Source organism: Pseudoalteromonas sp. SIMBA_162 (genome assembly GCF_046535955.1).
In the GTDB taxonomy this organism is placed as follows: Bacteria; Pseudomonadota; Gammaproteobacteria; order Enterobacterales; family Alteromonadaceae; genus Pseudoalteromonas; species Pseudoalteromonas marina.
Window position 1 is genome coordinate 24,921 of the sequence record NZ_JAWJBQ010000024.1, and the last position, 22,378, is coordinate 47,298.

The 22,378-nt window shown below is 38.5% G+C and carries 21 protein-coding genes and 1 pseudogene; 9 read left to right on the top strand and 13 right to left on the bottom strand.

Going from position 1 to position 22,378, the window contains the following annotated elements:
* Positions 1–40: 40 nt before the first annotated feature.
* Together R0J88_RS15845 and R0J88_RS15850 are read right to left on the bottom strand one after the other, a co-directional pair.
* Positions 41–487 (bottom strand): GNAT family N-acetyltransferase, encoded by a 447-nt coding sequence (locus tag R0J88_RS15845; RefSeq protein ID WP_410900407.1) that lies wholly within the window; start codon positions 485–487, stop codon positions 41–43.
* Between the two features lie 101 nt (positions 488–588).
* A complete protein-coding gene (locus R0J88_RS15850) occupies positions 589–1,332 on the bottom strand; it encodes a sporulation protein (RefSeq protein ID WP_006793918.1) in 744 nt (247 codons plus the stop codon).
* A gap of 267 nt (positions 1,333–1,599) precedes the next feature.
* On the opposite strand from R0J88_RS15850, the gene R0J88_RS15855 reads away from it, so the two are divergent.
* Both R0J88_RS15855 and R0J88_RS15860 read left to right on the top strand, forming a co-directional pair.
* Positions 1,600–3,177, top strand: coding sequence for a cation:proton antiporter (locus tag R0J88_RS15855; RefSeq protein ID WP_410900408.1), 1,578 nt, complete (start codon positions 1,600–1,602; stop codon positions 3,175–3,177).
* A gap of 328 nt (positions 3,178–3,505) precedes the next feature.
* Positions 3,506–3,721 (top strand): DUF3820 family protein, encoded by a 216-nt coding sequence (locus R0J88_RS15860; protein WP_006793920.1) that lies wholly within the window; start codon positions 3,506–3,508, stop codon positions 3,719–3,721.
* A gap of 103 nt (positions 3,722–3,824) precedes the next feature.
* Here R0J88_RS15860 and R0J88_RS15865 read toward each other — a convergent pair whose 3' ends face one another.
* The 6 genes from R0J88_RS15865 to ilvY form a co-directional block, all read right to left on the bottom strand.
* Positions 3,825–5,069 (bottom strand): ATP-binding protein, encoded by a 1,245-nt coding sequence (locus R0J88_RS15865; RefSeq protein ID WP_410900409.1) that lies wholly within the window; start codon positions 5,067–5,069, stop codon positions 3,825–3,827.
* 21 nt (positions 5,070–5,090) lie between these two features.
* Entirely contained in the window at positions 5,091–5,783 is a 693-nt protein-coding gene (locus R0J88_RS15870) for a response regulator (RefSeq protein WP_008130048.1), read from the bottom strand.
* 14 nt (positions 5,784–5,797) lie between these two features.
* On the bottom strand, positions 5,798–6,166 hold the full coding sequence (locus R0J88_RS15875; RefSeq protein WP_410900410.1) for a DUF3019 domain-containing protein: 369 nt from the start codon (positions 6,164–6,166) through the stop codon (positions 5,798–5,800).
* A gap of 13 nt (positions 6,167–6,179) precedes the next feature.
* Complete coding sequence (locus R0J88_RS15880; protein WP_248519250.1) at positions 6,180–6,899, bottom strand: MipA/OmpV family protein; 720 nt, start codon at positions 6,897–6,899, stop codon at positions 6,180–6,182.
* A gap of 287 nt (positions 6,900–7,186) precedes the next feature.
* Positions 7,187–8,233 (bottom strand): GGDEF domain-containing protein, encoded by a 1,047-nt coding sequence (locus R0J88_RS15885; RefSeq protein ID WP_410900411.1) that lies wholly within the window; start codon positions 8,231–8,233, stop codon positions 7,187–7,189.
* 112 nt (positions 8,234–8,345) lie between these two features.
* The gene (gene ilvY / locus R0J88_RS15890; protein WP_288337670.1) at positions 8,346–9,251 is read right to left on the bottom strand and encodes an HTH-type transcriptional activator IlvY; all 906 of its coding nucleotides are present in this window, start codon (positions 9,249–9,251) and stop codon (positions 8,346–8,348) included.
* A 134-nt stretch (positions 9,252–9,385) separates the two neighbouring features.
* Here ilvY and ilvC point away from each other — a divergent pair, with 134 nt between their 5' ends.
* The 4 genes and pseudogenes from ilvC to R0J88_RS15910 all read left to right on the top strand — a co-directional run bounded on the left by ilvC (position 9,386) and on the right by R0J88_RS15910 (position 15,158).
* The gene (gene ilvC / locus R0J88_RS15895) at positions 9,386–10,858 is read left to right on the top strand and encodes a ketol-acid reductoisomerase (protein WP_410900412.1); all 1,473 of its coding nucleotides are present in this window, start codon (positions 9,386–9,388) and stop codon (positions 10,856–10,858) included.
* A gap of 178 nt (positions 10,859–11,036) precedes the next feature.
* Positions 11,037–12,950: a methyl-accepting chemotaxis protein gene (locus R0J88_RS15900; RefSeq protein ID WP_410900413.1), complete on the top strand. Its 1,914-nt coding sequence runs from the start codon at positions 11,037–11,039 to the stop codon at positions 12,948–12,950.
* Between the two features lie 119 nt (positions 12,951–13,069).
* Positions 13,070–14,244: pseudogene (locus R0J88_RS15905) on the top strand (tetratricopeptide repeat protein).
* Entirely contained in the window at positions 14,241–15,158 is a 918-nt protein-coding gene (locus R0J88_RS15910) for a M20/M25/M40 family metallo-hydrolase (RefSeq protein ID WP_410900414.1), read from the top strand. Before R0J88_RS15905 ends, R0J88_RS15910 begins: the two are co-directional and overlap by 4 nt.
* On the opposite strand, the gene R0J88_RS15915 is transcribed toward R0J88_RS15910, so the two are convergent.
* Entirely contained in the window at positions 15,131–15,445 is a 315-nt protein-coding gene (locus R0J88_RS15915; RefSeq protein ID WP_006793932.1) for a GIY-YIG nuclease family protein, read from the bottom strand. The two genes, R0J88_RS15910 and R0J88_RS15915, sit on opposite strands and share 28 nt — an antisense overlap.
* A gap of 107 nt (positions 15,446–15,552) precedes the next feature.
* Between R0J88_RS15915 and R0J88_RS15920 the strand changes: the two genes are divergently transcribed.
* Entirely contained in the window at positions 15,553–15,912 is a 360-nt protein-coding gene (locus R0J88_RS15920; RefSeq protein ID WP_006793933.1) for an outer membrane protein assembly factor BamE, read from the top strand.
* A 53-nt stretch (positions 15,913–15,965) separates the two neighbouring features.
* Here the strand turns inward: R0J88_RS15920 and R0J88_RS15925 are convergent, their stop codons facing one another.
* Both R0J88_RS15925 and R0J88_RS15930 read right to left on the bottom strand, forming a co-directional pair.
* Positions 15,966–16,289: an RnfH family protein gene (locus tag R0J88_RS15925; protein ID WP_138527437.1), complete on the bottom strand. Its 324-nt coding sequence runs from the start codon at positions 16,287–16,289 to the stop codon at positions 15,966–15,968.
* Positions 16,286–16,726, bottom strand: a complete 441-nt coding sequence (locus tag R0J88_RS15930; protein ID WP_410900415.1) for an SRPBCC family protein — start codon at positions 16,724–16,726, stop codon at positions 16,286–16,288. Before R0J88_RS15930 ends, R0J88_RS15925 begins: the two co-directional genes overlap by 4 nt.
* A 145-nt stretch (positions 16,727–16,871) precedes the next feature.
* Here R0J88_RS15930 and smpB point away from each other — a divergent pair, with 145 nt between their 5' ends.
* Both smpB and R0J88_RS15940 read left to right on the top strand, forming a co-directional pair.
* Positions 16,872–17,351 carry an SsrA-binding protein SmpB gene (gene smpB / locus R0J88_RS15935; RefSeq protein ID WP_006793936.1) on the top strand — a complete coding sequence of 160 codons (480 nt, stop codon included), beginning with the start codon at positions 16,872–16,874 and terminating at the stop codon, positions 17,349–17,351.
* A 421-nt stretch (positions 17,352–17,772) separates the two neighbouring features.
* Positions 17,773–20,364, top strand: a complete 2,592-nt coding sequence (locus tag R0J88_RS15940; protein WP_039038522.1) for a TonB-dependent receptor — start codon at positions 17,773–17,775, stop codon at positions 20,362–20,364.
* A 61-nt stretch (positions 20,365–20,425) separates the two neighbouring features.
* On the opposite strand, the gene R0J88_RS15945 is transcribed toward R0J88_RS15940, so the two are convergent.
* Positions 20,426–21,031, bottom strand: a complete 606-nt coding sequence (locus tag R0J88_RS15945) for a peroxiredoxin (protein WP_006793938.1) — start codon at positions 21,029–21,031, stop codon at positions 20,426–20,428.
* A 234-nt stretch (positions 21,032–21,265) separates the two neighbouring features.
* A complete protein-coding gene (fadR, locus tag R0J88_RS15950) occupies positions 21,266–21,979 on the bottom strand; it encodes a fatty acid metabolism transcriptional regulator FadR (protein WP_006793939.1) in 714 nt (237 codons plus the stop codon).
* Positions 21,980–22,378: the final 399 nt, after the last annotated feature.

A 22,378-nucleotide genomic window follows, 5' to 3' on the forward strand; every position in this document is an offset into this window, starting at 1 on the left:
CACACTTGTGGGCTTTTATATGAGTATAAATTTAACTAGCCTAGTTAATTTTTAGTATCATATCTTGATGCGGTATACCGTCCTCTAAATATGCATCCCCTGTACACTTAAAACCAAATAACTCATAAAAATCCAACAAATAGGTTTGCGCACCGATAACTATGTCCCGTTCAGGCCAATGCGTTTTACAACACGCAATTGCCTGTTCAACCAATTTATTAGCGATCCCCTTTCCTCTGTGATGCTCACTCACTAAAACACGCCCAATTGCGCTGTACTGTCCGTTTTTTTCATAACAACGGGCGTAGCTCATTAACTGCATATTATCTAACGTATAAATATGCTGAGTAGTTTCAGAATTATCAACATCATCCAGCTCAGGGTAAGGGCACTTTTGCTCTACAACAAATACGTCTACGCGCCCTTTCATAATTGAAAACAAGGTATGAGGGGTCAGTTTATCAAATGGTTCACAGTTAAAATGCATGGTAATCCTTAAACAAAAACCCAGCAGAAGCTGGGTTTAGTATCGCTATAGTACGAAATGAAAATAAAATTACATTCATCGCTGTATAGTGTAAAAAAGTATTAAGCGAATAAACGCTCTAACTGATCACATAACTGAGACAAGTTTACATGGTCATGTTCAATGGTAACATCAATATACCCATCGCCTCTAAATGCACGGTCAAGCTCAATTAAAACGTGAGTTTTGTGGGCTTCTGGTACAAATGACAACTCGATTTCTTGAATTCCAAATAAGCTTCTGCTGTTAGGTTTATATTCAAGCTCTTGGTAACAACCTGAAACAGAAGCAAACGTAGAGGCACGTAAAAAACCTTTTTCAACATCAGCTTTAGATAAACTAAACCCTAATTTATCCATTGCCTGCATACACGTTTTAACTGCTTCATTTGGATAAATATGAAGATGGTCTTTATCTGTTGGATCTAATGCTAAGTCAATATCTAGTCCAGTTTCTAACCAAACATGGGACTGGTTGTAACCTGCGTTAATTTCAGTGATCGGTGTTTCTGAATGCAAACGCGCTTCAAAAGGTATGCTTTTTACGTCACCGGGTTCCAACTTACCTATATCTGTAATTCGCCATTGATCAATTACATGATTAGTAAAATAATCACCTTCATCACCAGCCACTTTAACACGGGTCATTAGTAATAAATCTAAGCCTGCAATTTCTTGGCTAACGTCACCTGCTGTAATGACAATATTAGCGTTAAAAAGTTGCCCTGGTTGCAGATGTTCAGTCTCTAAAATAGTGTCAACTTTTGCTGCACCAATACCAACTGATGCTAAAATTTTTTTAAACATATAATTCTCCTTAAGCTGAGCCGCTCTTAAATATGCCCTAACTTAAACGTCTTCGTTATCTCATCTTAACCATAATTAAAAGCCGTTGTCAGTTTAAAAGTAGGATTTAAATGCTTTTAACGGTTAAATATGCATGATTTGTGCGTTTATTATCCAAATAACGTGTTAAAAGCGACTAAATAAACAAAGCTCAAGTGGTATATTTAATTTTCATTAATCGCTGTTTTTAGCTACACTGCAATACCAAATGATGTAATTTTAAGTATTATGGAACTAATCTACTTTGCTACCGCATTTGTGTGTGGTTTTGCCATTTATCAATTAAAACTTCCCCCTCTTATTGGCTTTTTACTTGCGGGCTTTGCGCTGAATCTAGCAGGTTATAAAAGCACAGAATTACTTGATACAATCGCCGCATTGGGCGTTACTTTATTGCTGTTCAGTATTGGCTTAAAACTTAAAGTAAAAAGTTTAATAAAACCCCAAGTGTGGGCACCTGCTTCCCTTCATATTATATTTAGTAGTGCTATTTTTAGCGGTTTCATGTTGTTATTAGGTGTGTTTGCCCTACCTCTTTTTGTTGACTTGAGTTGGCAAAGTGCCCTATTGGTCGGCTTTGCTCTTAGCTTTTCAAGCACTGTATTTGCTGTAAAGGTACTAGAAGAGCGCGGTGAAATGGCAAGCCTACACGGTAAAATCGCTATTGGTATACTTGTAATGCAAGATATTTTTGCGGTTATATTTTTAGCTATTAGTACAGGAAAAGTACCGAACATTTGGGCGCTGGCTATTATTATTGCCTTGCCTTTAATACGCCCTATTATGTATTTTATGCTCAACCGTTCTAAGCATGGTGAACTGCTGCCCTTATTTGGTTTCTTTTTTGCGCTTGTTGCTGGTTATAACGCATTTGAATTTGCAGGCCTTAAAGGTGATTTGGGTGCGCTGATCATAGGCATGATGTTTGCCCCACATAAAAAAGCGGGCGAGCTATCAAAATCCTTACTCAACTTAAAAGATATTTTACTTGTCGGTTTTTTCTTAAGCATTGGTTTAAATGCTGAATTAACAGTTGATTCGCTTATCATTGCCATTGTGCTTATTTTTGTACTCCCTGTTAAAGTTATTCTTTATTATGTGTTTACTAACGCGTTTAAATTACGTGCACGTACCTCGCTACTTACCGCATTTACCTTATCTAACTACAGTGAATTTGGCTTGATTGTATGTGCTGTTGCAGCTTCAACAGGTATTATTACCCCTGAATGGTTAGCCGTTATGGCTATTGCGGTATCTATTACCTTTGTTATTGCCTCACCCCTTAACAAACGCTCTAATGAATTATATGTAAAAGTAGAAAGCTGGTTAGTAAAGTTTGAAAGCAAAACACGCCTAGCCGAAGAATTACCAGTAAACCTTAATGATACAAAAATTGTTATTTTTGGTATGGGCCGTATTGGCACCGGTGCTTATGAAACTATTAATATGACTCACCCCAATTTAGTAGCGGGTATAGATATAAAACCCGAAGTTGTCGATAAACATATAAGTAGAGGCCGTAAAGTACTGATTGCAGACGCTACCGACCCTGATTTTTGGCAACGTGTAAACCACTCTCACGTTGAAATGGTCATGTTAGCAATGCCAAAACACATGCAGAACATTTTTGCATTAGAGCAGCTTCAAGCTTCAGGTTACACAGGGCAAGTTACTGCAATTGCAAACTACCCAGATCAACAAAAAGAGCTTGAAAATATGGGAGTTCATTCAACCTATAACTTTTACTTAGAAGCAGGAAGTGGTTTTGCTGAACATGTAAAACAAGAGTTGTTTGGTGAAAAATAATATTTACTATGTGTAAAGGCACAAAACAATCCTTTATTATTAGTAAATAAATAAAAAGCAATTGTATTTACATTCCTTTACAAGTGCATGCACCACGTCTGCAAAAAACAGGTAAACTGTCTTCGTTGGTTAAATATAACCCATGTTAAATACAACCTAGTTAGACTCCAGCTAACAAAAGTTGTGTCGGGCTTTTTACACCAACAAAAATTCTTAAATCAGAGGGCCTACTCCCTCACTCAATAGGCTGTTTCTTGCCCGTCACAGCCTATTTTATTACTCTAAAATACCTTACACTAACCCCATTGATACACTTAAAAGCAAACCTATGGATCCGGAACAATTAAAAATTGCAATAAACACTAAAATGCCATTTGGAAAATATTCAGGTCGTCCATTATTATTACTTCCCGAACCTTACTTAGTTTGGTTTAAGCAGCAAGGTTTTCCAGATTCAAAACTAGGCAGTCAGTTAGCTATGATGTACGAGGTTAAACTAAATGGCTTAGAGCAAATGCTTATGCCATTGCTAGAAAAAAAATAAAATTTTACGAAACTATTTTATAAATTGGCGGTCTATTTAATTGCTACTTGTTGATTTTGGTTTTAACCACAAAAAAAGCGCCTTTTGGCGCTTTTTTTATTTTTTAGTTTTGCTCTATGGGTAAGCTAATAATGAACTTTGCTCCACCTAAAGACGAATGTTCAATACAATAACTTCCCTGATGCCAAGCAATAATTTTAGCAACAATCGCTAACCCAAGGCCAAATCCACCTGTTTTTTTGCCTCTACTTTTATCAAGCCGCGTAAAGGGCTTAAATACGTTTTCTCGCTCTATTTCAGCAACGCCCCTGCCATCATCTTCAATTACAAACTGTACTTCGTTATGCTGAGTAACAAGCGATATTTTAACTTGGCTATTAGCGTATTTAATTGCATTGCCAATTAAATTTTGAAAAGCGCGCGCCATAAAATGCGGATCACATTGGTAAATCAGGCTACTTGGTAATGCTTCATCCAAACTAATTTTCTTATCAAAATTAAGCTTTTCAACGCTAACTTTTATTAACTCAACCAAATCAGTTGGGTATGGTTGTAGGCTAGGTTGTTGAGAGTCTAGTTTTGCGTAATCAAGCATCTCAGAAACTAAACTTTCAAGCTCATTAATATCGCTGTTCATATTAGCAATATAAACTTCACTTTTTTCATCTGATAAACGTTCATCTAGCATTACTGTTGCAAACTTTAAGCGAGCTAAGGGGGTTCTAAATTCATGAGAAACCGACGAAGTCAGCTCTTGTTGAGCGTTTAATAAAAAACTGATGCGTTGTTGCATTAAACTGAGTGTTTCAGTAATTGGTAAAAAAAACGACTTGGAAGTATCAGAGAGTTGAAAGTCTTGAGCACCTTCAACGGCTTTACATGCATTACGCAATTTAGAGAAGTCACGCCAAAGTAGAAAGCTCCATAAGCCTACAGGAATCCCCACTATAGTGAGCAATAATACGTATGGCCATACAGAGGTCGTTACGGGGGTATCTAATCCTATAGGCCCTACCTGCAAAAGCTCATTGTCATTGAGGGTAATATACCAAACAACTCGCTGTTGTTTGTCATATAAATACAGATAGTGCTGACTATTTAACTGAGCCAGTTGTTTTTGAGGTAGTGCTAAATCAGCACGACTAATAACAAGGCTTTTGTAGTGCTCCTTTAATTTTGCTAATCCATTGGGTGTTTGTGAAAGCAGCCAAAGCGACTGCCCAAATTCGTCATCAAGAAAAACGTGCTGTTGCGATTCATCATATGGCCATAATTGTTCTATAACACCGCTAACAACAAACAATGAAACCACAATATAAATATATAAACTTGCAAACAGCTTTCCCATTAATGCCTATTAACCTTGTATTTAAAGATCCCACGCATCGGAAACAAATAAGTAGCCTTGACCCCATACTGTTTTTATACGAAATGGCTTGTCGCTATTATCACCCAGCTTTTTACGGATACGCGACACTCGAACATCAACGGTGCGATCGAGCCCGTCATATTGGCGACCAATCATATGTTGATGTACATGCTCTCTACTAAGCACTTGGCCAGCGTTTGAGGCTAACAACCAAAGTAACTCAAACTCATGCGACGTTAACACTATCTCTTTGTCAGATAATTGCACTATACGGCTAGTCTTATCAATGATTAAATCACCAAACTGTAATTCTTCACTCGTTTTTGTCACTGTTTGACCACGGCGCAATAGCGCATTGACTCTTGCGAGTAACACACGAGGCTCAGCTGGTTTAATAACATAATCATCTGCGCCAAGTTCTAAACCCAATACTTGGTCAAAATCTTCGCTTTTAGCGGTTAACATTAAAATTGGTAAAGAAAACTTATCACGCACTTGACGACACACGCTAAATCCATCTTTGCCCGGCAACATAACATCTAAGATCATTAAATCGGCGTGATTATTTTCTAAATAACTAAACACCTCATCACCACGTTCTAAAACTGCGACTTCTAATCCATTATGTTCAAGGTAATCTTTTGTGAGTTGCTGTAAACCAAGATCATCTTCAACAAGTAGAATTTTTGGCATTGATTGCTCCTAAATTAAAAAAAGCTCCATGGTGAACGAAGCCGACGCCTACTTTTTTGTACATGAGTACTTTGTACTTCAACCTGTGCTTTAGCTATTAACACGCCAGATTTCGAATTGATTAAGGAGTATATGGTTTCGACCTGAACACGCGCTTTATAATTAAACTCTCCTGCGCGCTGCTGTTGCCAGCAATGTATCTTTTTACTCTGTTCATATATGCAAACGTCCCCCACCACATCGCCCTGCCATTCAAACTTTAAATCAAGATCGCAAAAGTCCTGTACCTGAGAAATGACACAAACTTTGGGTGACACAGTAAACGACGCAGCTTGCGCATTACCGAGGGGGATAAGTAGTGGCGCTAAAAATAAAATGACCATTAGATGTTTCATATTAAAAAGTGCGTTCGAATCCTATAAATGCAGTCATTGAATAGTCACGCTCTAACAGCGGACTATCATTAATAGCCGAGTAGTCATAATAAGCTAAATGGAAACGAACAGAATATTCATCTCTTAAGGGTAATCGCCCATCAATTTTTGCATAAGGTTGCCAACTGCTGGCAACCTCAACATGGCCCAATAAAGTTTCGCCGTCTTTAAGGCCATAATAATAGGTATTTAGTTCCGCAGATTTATAATTTAAACCAAACGATGGTTTAATATTTACGGGCCCAAGTTGAGTATGGTATTGCCACTGTAATGCACCGCGAACACCGTTATAAACATTTGTCACATCATGCAGTAGTTGAACAGAAAACACATGGTGATCACTCACATAATGATAAGCAACCCCTGTGTCTAAGGCTAGGTGGCGTTTATGTAGGTCATTTAAATTAACATTTTTTACTGATGAGGCCTCTGCAGCCTGCAAATAAAAAGGGCTATCTGCACTGCTGCTTTGCAGCGTAAGCACATTACTTGGATGCCAATCTATAAAAAAACGAGACTCAGTATTAAGCTCGCTAACAACGTTAAATTGGTGTTTAGAAGTTTGAAGTAAAGAATAGCCTAAACGACCATTATCAAAAAACCAATCTTCAGCATAAAACGCTATTTGAGGAATAACGACTAAAGGAACATTATCACCACCACGCAAAGGATTAGTGATCACACCGACCCCTGCGTTAATACTAAAAATTAGCTGATGAGATTGAACATGCTGCTCTGAGAACTCTTGATCCGAATACGTATTTGGCTTGGCACTTAATGTAAAACAAGTGAGCAAAAAATTTAAACAAAGAATGGTAAATAGAGAGAAATTAAACCGCATCAGCGTAAATCAGAGCATAAGATTATTCATTTACGGATAGTAACAAGGTTACCTAAAACTATCTGTAGCTGATTACAATCATTCACACTTTTTATACACAAAGTAAAAGTTTAAACCCCTTATAAAAATTAGATATCAGGGGCTATTTCTACTCGGTTGCGTCCATGTGTCTTAGCAATATAAAGTGCTCTATCGGCACGCTCAACCAGCACTGAGCTTTTTGTAAACGGTCGTAGCATAGCTAAACCAAAGCTTGCTGATATTGCACGTTTGTTGTTTACATCTTGTTTTTTACGAATAGCTAATTTCGCAATTTCTTGCCTTATACACTCAGCAAAAGCAACTAAATCATTTATGGTGTCAAAATAAGCAGTAATACAAAACTCTTCTCCGCCATAGCGATACACTTTTGCTTTGTCAGTTAAGTTTTCTTTTACTTTTTTTGCCACCAGTTTAATAACTTCATCGCCTTTTTGGTGGCCAAAGTCATCGTTAAATCGTTTAAAGTGATCAATATCAAACATAATCAGTGCAGCAAGGGAGCTTTCTGTCGTTTGCTCTGAGTACTCACGGCAAAAGTCATTAATATCAGAGTCAAATTTACCTCTGTTATAAAAACCTGTTAATGGGTCTGTGTCGGCAGCTTCTTTAGAAAGATTAAGCGCTTCTTTTAAGTCTTTAATTTCATTATATGCAACCGATAGCTTTGTTTGAAATTCGCGAGCAGAGTCTTGCATTGCAATAGACTCATCAGTCAAACGCTCAACACAACCAAGAATATCGTTAAAAGAGTTGGTATCTATCAGGCTGTTTATTTCGTTCTGCGAGTCAATCAGTGAAGTACTAAAACTTTTAGAATGACCAAGTGTGATACTTATATCTTGCTGGATATTTTCAACCGTATTATGAAATTTATCCGACATTTCCTGAAAAAGAGCTAAATCTTCATCACTAAGATGCTTATCAAATATTTCTTTTGCTTTACTTTGAGTGCATGTTTGGTGCTCTGAAATAGCTTGATCTAATTCAATGTTTAAAGACGGTTTATTACCCTGAAAATAGCAATACCAAATAGCATAATTAATAGGTGTTACCGGCATACGGTACTTCACCATCATGGGTACTGCTTTTTTTAAATACTGAGCGGAATGAGAAAGTGATACAGCATTATTCATAAAGAACTCTCAAGCGTCATTTTTATTATTAGCATTCAATGTTAAGTAATAGTAAACCTTTACGCAAGCCATAATAATACTATTTTATGAACTTATTTAACGGTAAAAAAATCTAAATCGCTTTTGCGTCTAAAGTTTGTGCAATATTCCACAAAGCACTAATAGCGGGGTCGTTGAGCTCTTTTCTTAAAACTGCTAAGCCAATGTCAAAGCCTTCAGGGGCTTGCATTTTTGGTGTGAGTATCTGTACTTTGTCTTTTAGTGGGCTGTTATCTAATACTATTTTAGGAACCATTGCTACACCAAATCCTAGGCTAACCATAGAGACCATTGCCTCATGCCCCGCCACTTGTGCATAAATTTTTCCGTGAATATTGTTTTTTCGCCACCACATTTCTAGGCGCTGCCTAGAAAAGCCTTGTTCAGGCACAATAAACTCTAATTCAGACCAATCAAGCTCTGTATTGTTTGATGTTAATTTTTCAGTAATCGTACATTGAACTTTTGGCCCAATAAGTACTAATGGTGAATGGCCTATATCTACAAAAGCAATTTGCGCGGGTAATTTTCCAGGTTTAGCTGCTATTGCCATTGATTCATGACCATCTAGCACACGGTTTATAGCTAACGCAGGGTCGCCCGTATTTAGGGTTATTTCTATATACTGATGCTGCGCTCTGAGTTGCTCTAAAATTTGATGCAAAAAACTATAAGAGGCGGTAACAGAGCAATAAATACTGACTTTTCCATAAATATGTTGCTGTGGCTCTTTCACATTAGCTTTAAATCGTTGCCAGTTAGCAAGGGTAGCAGTGGCGTAATCAATAAAAGACTCCCCCTCTTTTGTTAATTTTACACTGCGGTTATCGCGTATAAATAGCGCAACGCCCACCTCTTCTTCTAGGTGTTTAATATTACGACTTAATGTAGGCGCACTCACATGGCAAAGCTCGCTTGCTCTAGCAAAGTGCAGTGTTTTAGCCAACGCTAAAAAATATTTTAAATGCTTATGATCCATAGCAACACCAGTATTTCATATTTTGAAATACTTTAATTCAAATATATCATTTTACGCAAGCAACATTTTTAAATATGGTGTTTACAAGCGCAAAATAAAGCGCATCTAACAAACATATTTATAGGACACTAACAATGGCGAATTACTTTAATACCTTACCTTTACGCGAACAATTAGCGCAATTAGCGCAATGTGAATTTATGGACGCAAGCGAATTTACAGACGGTGTTAACGCACTTAAAGGTAAAAAACTAGTTATTGTAGGCTGTGGCGCACAAGGCTTAAACCAAGGCCTTAACCTACGCGATTCAGGTTTAGACGTGTCTTATACGTTACGCGATTCAGCTATTGCTGAGCGCCGCCAATCATTTTTAAATGCATCTGAAAACGGCTTTACTGTAGGTACTTACCAAGAGCTAATTCCAACAGCTGACGTAGTACTTAATTTAACGCCAGATAAACAACACACAGCAGTCGTTAACGCCATCATGCCATTAATGAAACAAGGTTCTACACTTGCTTACTCACATGGCTTTAATATTGTTGAAGAAGGCATGCAGATTCGCGAAGATATCACAGTAATCATGGTTGCACCTAAATGCCCTGGTTCTGAAGTACGTGAAGAGTACAAACGTGGTTTTGGTGTACCAACACTTATTGCCGTTCACCCAGAAAACGACCCACAAGGTCATGGCCTAGCACAAGCTAAAGCTTACGCTGCTGGCACAGGTGGTGACCGCGCAGGCGTGCTTAAATCGTCATTCATTGCTGAAGTAAAATCTGACCTTATGGGTGAGCAAACTATTTTATGCGGCATGCTACAAACCGGTTCTATTTTATGTTTTGACAAAATGATTGAAAAAGGAATTGATGCAGGTTACGCATCTAAACTAATTCAATTTGGTTGGGAAGTGATCACAGAAGCCCTTAAATACGGCGGCGTAACAAACATGCTTGACCGTTTATCTAACCCAGCAAAAGTGAAAGCATTTGAACTTAGTGAAGAGCTAAAAGTAATTATGCGTCCACTTTATAATAAGCACCAAGACGACATTATCGACGGTACATTTTCACGTGTAATGATGGAAGATTGGGCAAACGATGATGCTAACCTTCTTAAATGGCGCGCAGAAACCGCAGAAACTAATTTTGAAAAAACACCCGCTGGTGATGTAGAAATCTCAGAACAAGAATTCTTCGACAACGGTATTTTGATGGTCGCTATGGTTAAAGCAGGCGTTGAACTTGCGTTTGAAACTATGACAGCAGCAGGCATTATTGAAGAGTCAGCATATTACGAGTCGCTTCACGAAACACCGCTGATTGCTAATACTATTGCACGTAAAAAGTTATTTGAAATGAATCGTACTATTTCAGACACCGCTGAATATGGGTGTTACTTATATAACCATGCTTGCTTACCATTACTTGCTGACTTTATGAAAAATATCGACACCGATGTAATTGGTAAAGGCCTAGGTGAGCAAAGTAACCAAGTAGACAACAAAGCGTTAATTGAAATTAATACAGCGCTTCGTGAGCATCCGGTTGAAAAAGTAGGTGCTAAATTACGTGGCTACATGTCAGCGATGAAAAAAATTGTTTAACGTTATCCTTTAAGTTTCGCTTGTTAGAAACCAAGCTCACATGCTTTGCGTGTGGGCTTTTTTATGCCTTATAGTTTAGTTAAAAAGAGGCTATTTTTATGTTCATTCGCTTTATTTAACTCTAAATAAATTGTGTGCTAACATCGTATTCTACTTCGTTGTAAAAAATTATTATAAAATGATACAAAACCTTTCTATTACTCAAAAAATCACAGCACTTGGCAGTGGCATCGCTATTTTTGTTGCAGCACTCATTGGCATTACATCGTTATACAGTTCTGAAGATATAATAGAACAACGTATGATTGAGTCTGAGCTACCAGGTAAGCTGCAAACAATTAGTAACCACATTGGCGGTGAAATAAACATGCTAATTGGTGCTGCAGAGCAACTTTCATCAAATGAATTTATTTTACAATGGGCAGAAACTAATAATAACGATGCATTGCTTTTAAAAGAGCTAAACCGCTTGGTAGAACAATACGACTTAGCCACTGCATCGTGGGCTAACCGAAACACCGCACAATACTGGAATCAAGAAGGCTTTTTACGCATACTAAAAAACGATGAAGCCGATGGGTGGTTTTTTGCCTTCAAAGAATCAAGAAAACCCTACTCTATCAGTATTTACCAAGAGTCAGTGAACGACGTAAAAATGTTCATTAACCACCAACAAGTGAATGGTAAAGGTTTAGCAGGGCTTGCAAAAAGCATCACTGACATGCAAAAGCTACTGCAACAATTTAAAATTGAGCAAACAGGATTTGTATTTATTGCTGACAAAAGCGGCCTTATTCAACTACATAAAGACTCAAACAAAGTAGCCAAAGCTAATATTGATTCTGTTTATGAAGCCAATATTAGTAATGAAATATTAAGCTCAAACGGATTTAGGTTAAAAGAAATCGATCTTGATGGCCAAGCCACCCTTGTAGCAGCAACCCCGATAGAAAATACCGATTTATTTATTGTCGCCCAAGTTCCAAAAAGTGAAGTATTTGCAAGTGTAAGTACACTTCAGTGGCAAATATTTACGTTTACCCTAATCATTGCCTTAATTGCCAGCTTAATTAGTTACTTGTTAGCGCGCTCGTTGTCTTCACCATTATTTAAAATGGGCGAATTATTCTCTCGTTTAGGTTCTGGCGACGCAAACTTAGCATACAGGTTACCCGAATCAAGCCAAGCCGAGCTTAATAACTTAAGCGCGGGCTTTAATCAGTTTATTAGTAAAATTGAAGTAGCCATTGGCCAAGTTGCTACAGAAAGCCATGATATAAAGCGCAGTTCTGACCATGTGTTTGAACAAGCTAAACGTAATTCTCAGGCTATAGACAGCCAAAAAGAACAAACTATTTCTGTAGCCGCAGCCATTAACCAAATGGGTGCAACAGTGCAAGAGATTGCTCAAAGCGCAGCTAACGCCGCCAAGCTTACCGATAGCAGTCGCGAAAACACAATGCAAAGCCACAATCAGGTAATGCAAAGCCAGGCAACCATCTCTGCGCTTGCAAGCGACATTGACGGCATAACAGAGCAAGTGTCACTGCTCTCTAAAAAGACGGTTGATATTGCTAGTATTATTGATGCGATTCGCAGTATTTCAGAACAAACAAATCTATTGGCGTTAAATGCGGCAATAGAATCTGCTCGTGCTGGTGAGCATGGCAGAGGGTTTGCGGTTGTTGCCGATGAGGTAAGAGCGCTGGCAAACCGCACTTCACAATCAACTAACGAAATTCAATCAATGATTGAAGAGCTGACCCAAATATCAGATGACGTAGTAAAAGATATTAGCCAGTCAAAAGATAAAGCACAGCAAAGTGTTGGGGCCATGCAAAACTCCGTTGAGTTGCTTGATGTGATTAGCGAAACATCTAATCAAATAAATGACATGGCAACGCTTATTGCAACGGCTACCGAACAGCAAAGTAATGTAGTCGCCGATGTAGGGCGTAACATTGAACAAATTAGCGAAATTAGCGACAACGCCATGAGTGAGCAGATGAATACTGAGCAAGCTATTCGTGACCTAGCAAGCAGCGCTCAAACATTAGATGCCTTAGTGGCAACCTTTGAAAAACACCGTTAAAATCTCTGAATTATACCAATTCGCTTAATCAATGATCCCAATGGGTTGATATCAACGCGAATTGGTATTAAACGCCTCCTCTAAACAAAATTGCGACCACAATTAGTTTGGAGGTGGTTATGCAAACCAATCAATTTAAGTTTTTGATCATATTTGTAGGGCTGTTTACGCTGAACGCATGCAGTTCAACACCGCTTGTCGCACCACCAGTTAAACTGCTCCAAATAAATTCGTTTGAGTCACATACTCTAGAATCACCAGAAGAAATATTTACTCTTAGCGACAGCCTCAAGCAGCAACTCAAAAGCCATTTAAAAAGTAAGCAATCTGCCCAAACGCTGGCACACAATATATTGAGCTTTTTACTTAAAAATGGTGATGATTCGCTTTCATATCAATCGGGGGCAACCCTCACCGCATCACAAATTTTAAAAACTTAAATGCAAATTGCTTATCGCTCTCTATTTTAGCGTATAGCCTTGCTGACTATTTAGGTATAAAAGCACGGTTTAATAAAGTTCATATCCCAGAATATTGGGCTCTTAACAATGGATTTAACTTACTGACAGGCCACATTAACTTAAGTATTGATATCGCCACTGAACCTTCTAACCAGTCGATATTTGTTTACCAAGGCAAAAAACGCTTAATAATAGACTTTGACCCTAATAGCCGCCAAGCTCGCTTTAAAACAACACCTATTAGTAAAAACACTATTACAGCCATGTTTTATAACAATAAAGGGGCTATTTCACTTGTTAATAAGCAGTACGACTTAGCTTATAACTACTTTCGTAATGCAGTGAAAGCCGACCCTAATTTCAGTGCTGGGTGGGGGAATTTAGGTGTATTGTTTAGACAATTAAACTACTTAACTGAAGCTGAAAAAGCCTACACCCACGCAATATTGCTTAATCAAAACAACAATAGTGCACAAGGTAACTTGGCTGTTTTGTATCAGCTAACAGGCCGTTCGGAGTTAGGCACTGGGATCTTAAAAAAATTACACATCAAGCGTCAAAACAACCCTTATTACCATGTATCCCTAGGTAATACAGAGTTTGAGCAATCTAATTTTGCACTTGCATTAGCACATTATAAAAAAGCCTATAGCCTTGCGCCTTCATTACACGAAAGCCACTTTGGTCAAGCTAGCGTGTACTTTAAATGGGGAAACACCCAAAAAGCGATATACCATCTTGAACAAGCAGGCAAAAAAGCTGACTTTTTACATGACAAAAAACGTTATGAGAGTAAATTAAACGCATTACTTTTATTAACAGCAAAACTATGACCATTAAATACTTTTTATGCTTAATTTTAATATGTGTGTGCACTAATAGTTATGGAAGTGCCCTACACACGCAGCTTATTGATGATTTAAACCATTTAGCAAGCAATGCGCTCATGGGCCGAAAAACAGCAACAGAAGGTGCAGCAAACACGCGAGCATACCTACATAGTAGGCTTTCTAAGTTTAACTTAAATGTAAGTGAGCAAACGTTTACTTATAAGTCAGGCATTTTTGAGCATGCACAAGGCATTAATATTATTGCAGTCCCCACCAAATCTACACAACGTAAAAAAATAATTATTACAGCCCATTACGATCACCTTGGTAAGCGAGGTGGAAAATATTATTTTGGGGCAAACGACAATGCAACAGGCGTTGCTGCCCTGCTTTACTTGGCGTCTTCGTTACAAAATAAAGAATTCCCTTACGAATTGGTATTTGTATTAACTGACGCAGAAGAAAATGGCTTACATGGCAGTAAACACTTTGCACAAACGCTTAACTCAAATAACGTTTTAATGAATATAAATTTAGATATGCTTGGGGTGAAAAAACATAAATCCCGCGTGTATGCATTAACATCCTACTCATTAAAACAAAAACTTAAGCCCGTATTCACCGCCTTAAATAACACTAAAATAACAATCAAACCTGTCTATTCGTCAAAACAAATGAATCGGCTAATTAAATCACAAAATATTGATTGGCATAAGGCAAGCGATCATTATTCATTTGCGCAAAACAACATACCGTATGTTTACTTTGGAATGGGTCACGACACTCATCACCACACAACTAAAGACACCGTACAGCACATTGATATACCTAAGTATGTAAGTACCGTACTCGCAATAGAGGGCTTTATTAAACAGTTAGCGCACCATCATTATGATGATTTAAACGCTGAAACATAAGCCTCTTTTTTTGCCCTTGGTAACTTTTTTATTTTACACTCAAGCTTACTCGCTTCGCTTTTACTCCCAACTTCCTGCTGATGAATAAGTATAAGAGGCCCTTTACCTTTTAAATTTTTCGCCCCTTTACCCGCTTGATGCGTTGCAAAGCGCTTATCTACATTAGTAGTAATGCCGGTATACCAGTGCCCAAACCGTGTTTGCACTATGTACAAGTGCCATAAAGTGCCTGAAGTATGTGTTTTTGGCTCTAGGGTTTGTAAACTTTTTTCATTATTGGTGGTCAAAATATTACCTTAATACCCTTAACTCAAAACAATTGCTTAAAAGGGTTTTACCTTCAGTGACTAATCGGTATCATGCAGATTATAAAAAATAAGGATCACAACAAACAATGCAGTCGTTAAAAACTTTTTCTCTTTGGCTTATCGTCGCTTTAACACTTAGCTCTGCAGCAGGTTGCTCTAGCTGGGTATACAGAATAAACATCCCTCAAGGTAACTTTTTAGAGCAATCGGATGTTGAAAAGCTTCGTGTAAACATGACTCGAGACCAAGTTATTTATGTATTAGGCCGTCCTATTGCCACAGATGCTTTTGATAACAACACATGGCGTTATGTTTACAGCTTCAATAAAGGCCGTGAAAACGAGCAACATAAAGAGCTAGTGATTAACTTTGAAAATGAAAAACTTGTTTCGCTTTCAGGTGACTACGATCAGCCAGAAAATTTTAACACCCCTTTAGAACAATAATATTGACGCTAAAGTAAAAAGGTAAGCTTTGCTTACCTTTTTTTATACCTAAATTATCGCTCGAGTGGGCGACCGCCCGTTATTTTATTGGCTCGGCCTTCTTCTTTTGCCTTTTCAGCGCGTTTTCTTCGTGCATCTTTAGGGTCTGCAATTAATGGACGGTATATTTCAATACGATCCCCATCTTTTAATTCGTAGTTTGCCTTAACCGTTCTATTCCATACACCTAATGTAAGTGCATTTGCGTCTATTTCAGGGCACTTTTCAATAATACCCGACTGAATAACCGCTTGTTCGGCCGTGCAGCCCGGCTGCACCTCAAGCGATAAACAGGTTGCAGTGGTGGGTAAAGCAAACACAACTTCAATGTTAATCATATTCGCGCTCCGTATACTTCTTTAGCTCGCGAAGTAAAGGCACTTACCATATTTTTTGCAACATCATTAAAAATTTTACCAAACGCGAGCTCAATAATTTTGCTCGAAAATTCAAATTCAAGCTCTAAATAAACTTTGCATGCATGGGCATCTAATGCTTGAAAATGCCAACGCCCTTTAAGCGTTTTAAATGGACCATCAACCAGTTTTAATAACACGGTTTTTTCGTCTATAAAGGTGTTTTCGGTGGTAAACCACTTTTTTATACCCGCCTTAGATATTTCTATACTCGCGGTCATGTTATTATGCTGCTGCGAAACAATTTTTGAATCAGAACAATTTGGTAAAAACTGAGAATAAGCTTCTACATCATTAACTAGATCAAACATTTCTTTAGTGCTGTACATAACCAGCGCACTTTTTTCTATTTGTGGCATACTCACTCCCAAATGTGTGGGAGAATTTTAGCAAGCTTTGTTCGTTTCCCCAAACTTTCATGACGCATAAATTAGATCTAATTTTTTAAAATCATTACTAAAAATCGATGTAAAACATCTCACATTACGTATATTATAGGGCACTATGGCTAAGAAAAATTCATCAAAATCGACAAGCAATACCATCGCGCTAAACAAAAAAGCGCGACATGAGTATTTTTTACACGATAAGTTTGAAGCAGGTGTCGAACTACAAGGCTGGGAAGTAAAAAGTATCCGAGCTGGTAAAGTAAATATCTCTGAAACTTATATACACCTTAAAAACGGCGAAGCATTTTTACTTGGTAGTCAAATTCAACCATTAAATAGTGCCTCTACTCACGTTATTTGCGACCCTATGCGTTACCGAAAGCTTTTACTAAGCAGACGAGAACTAGACCGCTTAGTGGGAGCAACTGAACGTGACGGCTATTCACTAGTGGCTACAGCCATGTATTGGAAAAAATGTTGGGTGAAACTTGAGTTTCATTTAGCAAAAGGTAAAAAAATGCATGACAAACGCGAAGACGGTAAAAATAAAGACTGGTCGCGCGAAAAAGAGCGCTTAATGAAGCACAAAGTTTAAATAAAACGCCTAACTCAGTTAGGCTTTTTTTTATAAAAAAACCTAGCACCATTTGTTTTATTAATGCACAACAAAACCATTATTCAGCCTAAATATACCTATAAATAATTTATTACAATTTTATTGTGAATCAATTAATTTAATTATTACTCTCATTAAGGTTGTATTTTTTATTTCTAAAATAAAGCATATGCGCCTATTTAAACCTGCTTCAGCGCATAATATCTGCTTTAAAATCATCCAAAATCACACTAAAACCCATACTAAAATCACATTTCAGTCTCATTGCTAACACTTAAGTTACATGATATTAATGTCGTCGCTTGTTATATCAATCCGCTTAAATATGGGATTTATTTAACAATTTAAAAGGATTGGTATTGAGCAACTAAACTTATTACATATCAACAAGGATTTAAGGATGAAGCAATCAATTGCATTTACGCCAAGTATTATTATTGGCGCAACACTTTCATTATCAGCGGGCTTTACAACAACAACTTACGCCGCTGAAGAAGCAAAAAAAGTAGAACGCATTGAAGTTACAGGCTCGCGTATTAAACGCTCTGACATTGAAGGCCCATCACCGGTGCAATCAATCAGTAAAGCCGATATTGAAAACATGGGTTACGATAACCTTCAACAACTACTCGAAAGAATGCCTGTTGCAGGCAGTGGTACTTTTTCTACACGTGGTAACAACCAAGACTCGACGGCAAATGGAGCTGCCGCTGTAAGCTTGCGAGGCTTAGGTGCCGACGCAACACTTGTACTGATTAACGGGCGCAGAGTCTCAATTAGTGCGTTTGCAGAAGGGATAACTAATTCATTTGTCGATATAAACAGCATTCCAGTATCGGCTATTGAACGAATCGATATTTTAAAAGACGGAGCATCTGCAATTTATGGCTCTGATGCTGTAGCCGGTGTTGTTAACGTTATTTTGAAAAAAGATATCGATGGCGTAGAAGTAAACTTAGGGTACGGCGGAACTGACGGCCCTAACTATGAAGAAACGACAGCAAGTGTTGTTTGGGGTACCACTAGCGAAAAAAGCAGTGCGTCAGTAATCATTGATTACTTTAAAAACACATCGCTTTCATCAGATGAAATGGGCCGTTTAGGCACCGCAAACCAATCTCCTTATGGCGGTGAAGATTTCCGTTCATCTCGTGGCTTCCCTGGCTACTTTTACGTTGATGGTGTAAAAACAATTGACCCAGATTGCCCAGCAGAAAACGCAACTGCAAGCGGAAGCTGTTTATTTGATTATGGCCCGTTTGGCTACATAGCCCCAGCTGCTGAGCGTATTGGTGCAATATCGCAATTTGAATATCGTTTTGACAATGGCATTACGGGCTTTTTAGAAATGGCCGTTCAGCACAATACGTCGGTTGCAGCGGGTGCACCAACCCCACTTGACGAAGATGCAGGCTTAACGGTACCAGCAAATCACCCTAATAACCCATTTGGGCAAGACATCGAAATTGGCCGCTACCGTACTGTAGACGCGGGTGCCCGCCAATGGGATATTGAATCAGACACAATGCGAATTGTAGCTGGCTTAAAAGGCGAAATTAACGACTGGAGCTGGGAAACAGCAGTACAAAAAGGTCGCAGTAAATCAATGCAAACCGGCGACCGCTCGCAAGGTTGGGTTCGTACTGATTTCTTACAACAAGAAATTGACGCAGGTAATTACAACCCATTCGGCGGTACATACAACGATCCGGCAGTTGTAGACAGAATTACCACCAGCCTGGTTCGTCGTGGCGAATCGCATATGACTTCATTTGACGCAAACATTACTGGTGAAGCATTTAGCTTTGGCGACGATGTTGTGATGATGGCCGCAGGTATCGAATACCGTGAAGAAGACGTCAGCGACATCCCTGATGATCAATTCCAACGAGGTTTAATATTTGGTACTGAATCTGTATCAGCATCAGCAAACAGAGACCAGTACGCCGCGTATGTTGAGTTTTCAATTCCACTTGCAGAAACCCTAGAGCTACAACTGGCTGGTCGTTACGATGACTACAGCGACTTTGGCACCACGACCAATCCAAAGGTTGCACTTCGCTGGGCACCAACCGATGAAATTACGGTTCGTGGTTCATGGGCGCAAGGCTTTAGAGCCCCTTCTCTTGCACAAGTTGGTTTAGGTCCATCTCAAGAAAGTCAGTTTTTTGTAGACACGTACCGCTGTCAAGCAACAGGGAAAGACTGTAGCGCACTTGATTACAATATTGAGTTTGCAGGTAACCCCGATCTACAACCAGAAGAATCTGAATCTTGGAACGTTGGCTTTATTTGGGCACCAACAGCCGAATTTGGTCTGAGCGTAGACGTGTGGAGCATCACACAAGATAACAAAATTGACGAGCAAGAATTTGGCCCTATTTACGCCTCTGAATGTAATAACCAAAACAGCACAGTATGTGTTCGTTTATCACCAAATGGTGGCGATGCGTTAGGTACTATTCAAAAAATATTTAGCACCTTTGAAAACGTATCATCGCAAGAAGTGTCGGGCGTTGATATTTCAACAAACTACAATCACTCGCTTGACGATTTAGGCTTATTAAAATTCAATTTAGAATGGGCATACCAAGATAAATTTGAAAAAGATGGCCGCGATTATACCGGTGAATATGGGTACCCAGAGCACCGCTTTATCTTCTCAACTAACTGGGAAATGGGCGCGTTTAACACTAACTTAAACATTAGTTATGTTGGTGAGTTTGAAGATACACCAGATATCGACTTCGATGGTAACTTAGATTTCGATACTAATACATCACGTATGGTTGACTCGCAAACACTGGTTGACTTACAAACGTCTTACCGTGTTTCTGACTCTGCTAAAGTATCGTTAGGTATTAATAACTTATTTGATGAAGAGCCACCATTTGCAATTGGTGACGGTGATTCTGATTTATACGGCTACGCCTCGGGTGTTCATAACCCACGCGGCCGTTATATCTATACTAAAGTAAGCTTTTCTTTCTAAACGCTACACAAACAAAAAAACCGCCAACTGGCGGTTTTTTTATTTAAACAAAAGGGCTAAATTATAGCTCGCCTTCGTTTTCAGAAAGGAACTTAGCAACACCTTCAGGGCTTGCATCCATACCTTTTTTACCTTCAGTCCAACCAGCAGGACAAACTTCACCGTTCTCACTGTGGAACGCTAGTGCATCAACCATACGGATCATTTCGTCAATGTTACGACCTAGTGGTAAATCGTTAACTACTTGATGACGTACGTTACCTTCTTCGTCGATTAAGAACGAACCACGAAATGCAACACCCGCTTCAGGGTGTTCAACGTCGTATGCTTTACAAATTTCGTGTTTAACGTCTGCAACTAATGCGTATTGTACTTTACCAATACCGCCGTCAGCTACAGGCGTATTACGCCATGCATTATGAGAAAACTGAGAATCGATAGAAACACCAATTACTTCAACGCCACGCTTTTTAAACTCTTCAAAACGCTTATCAAATGCAATAAGTTCAGAAGGACATACAAACGTGAAATCTAATGGGTAAAAGAAGATTACAGCTTTTTTACCTTTAATTGTTTCGTGTAGATTGTAGCTATCTACAATTTCACCATTACCTAAAACTGCTGCAGCGGTAAAGTCTGGTGCCTGGCGGCCTACTAATACACCCATTTTATTCTCCAAATATTTTGAGTTTGTTTTCAATTGCTTTCGCAATGCTGGTACATATATGGGCGCTAAAAGTTAAAAACCAATAGCACCTACACATAATTGTTTTGTATATTAGATATAAACTTTTAAAAAAGATAATCGTATTTACCGATGTGGGCAATCGAAAATACCGAACATTAAATTAAAACACCGCAAATACAAAAAAACCTGCATATGCAGGTTTTTTTAAAATGTTTAGTCCATTATATCCGACGGCATATCGCCACGAATTTTCTGCCAAATTTCACCCGTTTGATGACCATATTTACGCATCATCGAAATTGCACCGTCGTGCTCATTATTTTGCGCTAATACAGTTAAATCTTTATAAAACTGGCGGGCAAGCTCGCGGGTACCCGGATCTGAAAAGTAATGACAACCAATTTTAGAATAGAACCCTCTAAAACCGTTTAAAATTAAAACATAAATTCGGTTATTACCTGCAACGGCCAATTCGTGATGCACTTTATAGTCATAATCAGCAAATGCTTGTGCCGTATCTTCAAGTTCGTGACTTAATGATAAAATTTCAATGACACGCTCAGGGTTAAGCTTAATTGCAGCACGGGTATAAATAGCACTTATATTTGTTCGTGCAGACAATAGCTGATCTGTCAGCTCAGGCATTTTATCTTCATCTAAACGTGCTAACGTTTCTAATATATTTAAGCCCGACGTTTCCCAAAAGTTATTAACCTTTGTTGGTTTGCCGTGCTGAATAGTTAGCCAGCCGTCTCGCGCTAAACGCTGTAACACTTCGCGTAATGTGGTTCTTGTTACGCCAATTAACTCAGAGAGTTCTCTCTCAGCTGGTAGAATTGAACCTGGAGGGAAATCGCCATTCCAAATAGACTCAACTATGTATTCTTCAGCAAATCCTGCTGGGCTTTTCGCTTTAAAAATTCTCATCCAATTCCCACTCGAATTAATCTACAACGTTTCGCTTACGCGAATAACTGACTGATTGTACCAGACGAAACTCAACTAACAAGTAAAGTAAGATATATTGTTAAATTGAACATACACATCAAGGTAAAGTTACTGAACGGCAAGAGCGACTGGCCATTTAAAAGGAACAAAAATCGCTTTTAATAAACAAATTCATTGAAAATACCATATTACAATTAGGCTAAACATAGGGGAAATGTTGCAAGTAACGAGACTCAACTTAGTGGCTGAACTAACAGCCAATTGTACACATTGAAGATTTTAAATGTCTGAAGTCAAGATCTGATAATCATATAGAAAGCTCCTCGAGTTTTTCGATACAGTTGTGTTGACCAAAACATAAACTGTATCTCGAGGAGC

Coding starts and splice junctions, on each gene's coding strand:
- R0J88_RS15910 (WP_410900414.1), top strand. CDS start 14,241: ATGACCATTAAATACTTTTTATGCTTAATTTTAATATGTGTGTGCACT.
- ilvC (WP_410900412.1), top strand. CDS start 9,386: ATGGCGAATTACTTTAATACCTTACCTTTACGCGAACAATTAGCGCAA.
- smpB (WP_006793936.1), top strand. CDS start 16,872: ATGGCTAAGAAAAATTCATCAAAATCGACAAGCAATACCATCGCGCTA.
- R0J88_RS15930 (WP_410900415.1), bottom strand. CDS start 16,726: ATGCCACAAATAGAAAAAAGTGCGCTGGTTATGTACAGCACTAAAGAA.
- R0J88_RS15925 (WP_138527437.1), bottom strand. CDS start 16,289: ATGATTAACATTGAAGTTGTGTTTGCTTTACCCACCACTGCAACCTGT.
- R0J88_RS15860 (WP_006793920.1), top strand. CDS start 3,506: ATGGATCCGGAACAATTAAAAATTGCAATAAACACTAAAATGCCATTT.
- R0J88_RS15850 (WP_006793918.1), bottom strand. CDS start 1,332: ATGTTTAAAAAAATTTTAGCATCAGTTGGTATTGGTGCAGCAAAAGTT.
- R0J88_RS15940 (WP_039038522.1), top strand. CDS start 17,773: ATGAAGCAATCAATTGCATTTACGCCAAGTATTATTATTGGCGCAACA.
- R0J88_RS15855 (WP_410900408.1), top strand. CDS start 1,600: ATGGAACTAATCTACTTTGCTACCGCATTTGTGTGTGGTTTTGCCATT.
- R0J88_RS15885 (WP_410900411.1), bottom strand. CDS start 8,233: ATGAATAATGCTGTATCACTTTCTCATTCCGCTCAGTATTTAAAAAAA.
- R0J88_RS15945 (WP_006793938.1), bottom strand. CDS start 21,031: ATGGGTGTATTAGTAGGCCGCCAGGCACCAGACTTTACCGCTGCAGCA.
- R0J88_RS15920 (WP_006793933.1), top strand. CDS start 15,553: ATGCAGTCGTTAAAAACTTTTTCTCTTTGGCTTATCGTCGCTTTAACA.
- fadR (WP_006793939.1), bottom strand. CDS start 21,979: ATGAGAATTTTTAAAGCGAAAAGCCCAGCAGGATTTGCTGAAGAATAC.
- R0J88_RS15900 (WP_410900413.1), top strand. CDS start 11,037: ATGATACAAAACCTTTCTATTACTCAAAAAATCACAGCACTTGGCAGT.
- R0J88_RS15845 (WP_410900407.1), bottom strand. CDS start 487: ATGCATTTTAACTGTGAACCATTTGATAAACTGACCCCTCATACCTTG.
- R0J88_RS15870 (WP_008130048.1), bottom strand. CDS start 5,783: ATGCCAAAAATTCTACTTGTTGAAGATGATCTTGGTTTACAGCAACTC.
- ilvY (WP_288337670.1), bottom strand. CDS start 9,251: ATGGATCATAAGCATTTAAAATATTTTTTAGCGTTGGCTAAAACACTG.
- R0J88_RS15875 (WP_410900410.1), bottom strand. CDS start 6,166: ATGGTCATTTTATTTTTAGCGCCACTACTTATCCCCCTCGGTAATGCG.
- R0J88_RS15865 (WP_410900409.1), bottom strand. CDS start 5,069: ATGGGAAAGCTGTTTGCAAGTTTATATATTTATATTGTGGTTTCATTG.